This window comes from Chamaesiphon sp. OTE_75_metabat_556 (assembly GCF_031378165.1).
In the GTDB taxonomy this organism is placed as follows: Bacteria; Cyanobacteriota; Cyanobacteriia; order Cyanobacteriales; family Chamaesiphonaceae; genus Chamaesiphon.
In genome coordinates, this window is record NZ_JANNDR010000556.1 from 1 (window position 1) to 2,206 (window position 2,206).

The 2,206-nt window shown below is 47.4% G+C and carries 2 protein-coding genes; one reads left to right on the forward strand and one right to left on the reverse strand.

The features are described 5' to 3' along the window. Window positions 1–203: 203 nt before the first annotated feature. Window positions 204–1,211, forward strand: a complete 1,008-nt coding sequence (gene bioB, locus RMO27_RS21830) for a biotin synthase BioB (protein ID WP_309736555.1) — start codon at window positions 204–206, stop codon at window positions 1,209–1,211. 109 nt (window positions 1,212–1,320) lie between these two features. Here bioB and RMO27_RS21835 read toward each other — a convergent pair whose 3' ends face one another. After that, entirely contained in the window at window positions 1,321–1,926 is a 606-nt protein-coding gene (locus tag RMO27_RS21835; RefSeq protein ID WP_309736556.1) for a cytochrome b N-terminal domain-containing protein, read from the reverse strand. Between the last annotated feature and the right edge of the window lie 280 nt (window positions 1,927–2,206).

Below are 2,206 nucleotides of genomic sequence, written 5' to 3' on the forward strand. Positions count from 1 at the left end.
CCCACCAATAATCTGTCGCTCGATTCATTCTGAAAAGATCTCAAATGGGTTCTATAGGATATTTGAACGCAAGCGTTCTGTTCGTTACTAGTCTCCCCGCTCCCTGCGCCCAGCTCAAAATCAAGAACTTTAGCAAAATTAACTAGTAGATCCGGCATCCTGCTGCGATAATAGATGGTTGCTCACCATCGATTGTAAGTTTCATGTTATTGACAACACCTACTTGGAATACCCTGGCCGATCGATCTCTTGCAGGCGAGATCTTGACTAGAGAGGAAGCCTTGAAAGTCCTTCAGGCCAAAGATGAGGTGTTGCTAGACCAAATCGCTGCCGCTTATCGAGTGCGCCGCCACTATTGGAGCAATCGCGTCCGGCTGCATTATCTACTCAATGCTCAGAGCGGTATGTGTCCTGAAGATTGTCATTACTGTTCGCAGTCGAAAATCTCTACCGCTGAGATCGAGAAATATCCCCTGATGGCGCAGTCTAAGATTCTCGACGCTGCCAAACGCGCCGCCGAACTCCAAGCGGGGACATTTTGCATGGTGATTTCCGGTCGAACTCCTAATGAAGCGACGTTTGGTAAGGTATTAGCAGCAGTCCGCGAAGTTAAAGCCAATTACGATCTGAAGGTTTGTGCGTGTCTGGGCTTATTAAGTGCCGAGCAAACCCAGCGACTCGCCGATGCCGGAGTCGATCGAGTCAATCACAATCTTAATACGTCTGAAACTAATCACGATCAAATTGCTACTACTCACACCTATACCGATCGAGTCGAGACAGTCAAAAACGTCAAAGCAGCGGGGATAACCACCTGTTCGGGCGGTATTTTAGGCATGGGTGAATCAAATGACGATGTCATCGATTTAGCCCTATCCCTGCGCGAATTAGGCGTCACTAGCGTCCCGATCAACTTCCTGATTCCGATTCCAGGGACTAAATTTGCGGATATTAAGCAATTAACTCCCCAACAATGTTTGCGGATGTTGTGTTTATTTAGATTCCTATTACCGTCCCAAGAAATTCGGATTGCTGGCGGCCGCGAAGTGCATCTGCGATCGCTCCAACCGTTAGGATTATACGTCGCTAATTCAATTTTTGTCGGCGATTATCTGACAACGCCAGGGCAATCAGCAACTCAAGATTGGGATACAATTGCCGACCTGGGTTTTGTATTAGAAGCGGCGGATGGTTCGCCGATTAATCGTTAAATCGATCGTGGCGTTGCTGAGTATAAGTATGAAACGCCCTCGAAATTTAGGGTAGGGGCAATTCATGAATTGCCCCTACCCTAAATTTCAGGGTTTGCTCTAGAATAAATCAGCTCTGCTCAGAAGGTATCTCTCCCCGATCGACCGCTTGTGAATCGATCGACACACTGACCAGATGGACGATCGATAGTCCTAATGCTACAGCAGAGAGCAAATAACTATGAATGGTAAATAAATGCTCCAGGCTAATCGTCCCCAGTCCCTCACCACCCACTAATAGGCGGCGGAGAGCTTGACCGACGACGGGAATCACTTCGATTGTCGATAGCTCGATCTTCAGCCGCCAGTAGCCCAATTGCGACCAATCCAGATTCATCGCCGTCCACCCCAACCCGATCGCACTGAGAGTCAAGAAAATTCCCGACACCCAACTGACAATCCAGCTCAATACCAGTTGCCGCTCGAAAAACATCACCACGATTTGCACCAATGACACCGCAATTAAGCCATTGCCAGCAATGTCATGCAAACTGACAATCAACCACCCATTGGCAACTCGATCGTTGATATATTCGATCGAAGCATTGGCATCCGCAGCCGAAGGAGTATAGTAAAACGCGATCGCGACGCCAGTAATCGCAGCCACTAAACACAGTGTGAAAATCGCGATCGCCAAGATGGTGGCCAGTTTTCGCAGTAGAACGTTGTAAGTCATAAATAGTAGTGCGTAATGCCTTAATATTTGTTTACATTTACCTATCATTCTAAAGGTATTTATCGGTTGAGGGATGTAGGCTCATCCAAGGATGAAGGGTTTTGGATCGAATGCGGAAGCGATCGACTAAAATACAAACAGATTGCCCATCCATCCGCGCTGGAGGTCTGGCTATGACAACTACTTTTCAACCTCAAATTTTCACTCTGGCAGAGTTTTTGGCATTACCAGAAACCAAACCAGCTAGTGAATTTATTGCGGGGTCTGTCGATCGAAAGCC

Excerpts from the sequence above, each read along its gene's own strand:
- bioB (WP_309736555.1), top strand. The coding sequence starts at position 204 with ATGTTATTGACAACACCTACTTGGAATACCCTGGCCGATCGATCTCTT.
- RMO27_RS21835 (WP_309736556.1), bottom strand. The coding sequence starts at position 1,926 with ATGACTTACAACGTTCTACTGCGAAAACTGGCCACCATCTTGGCGATC.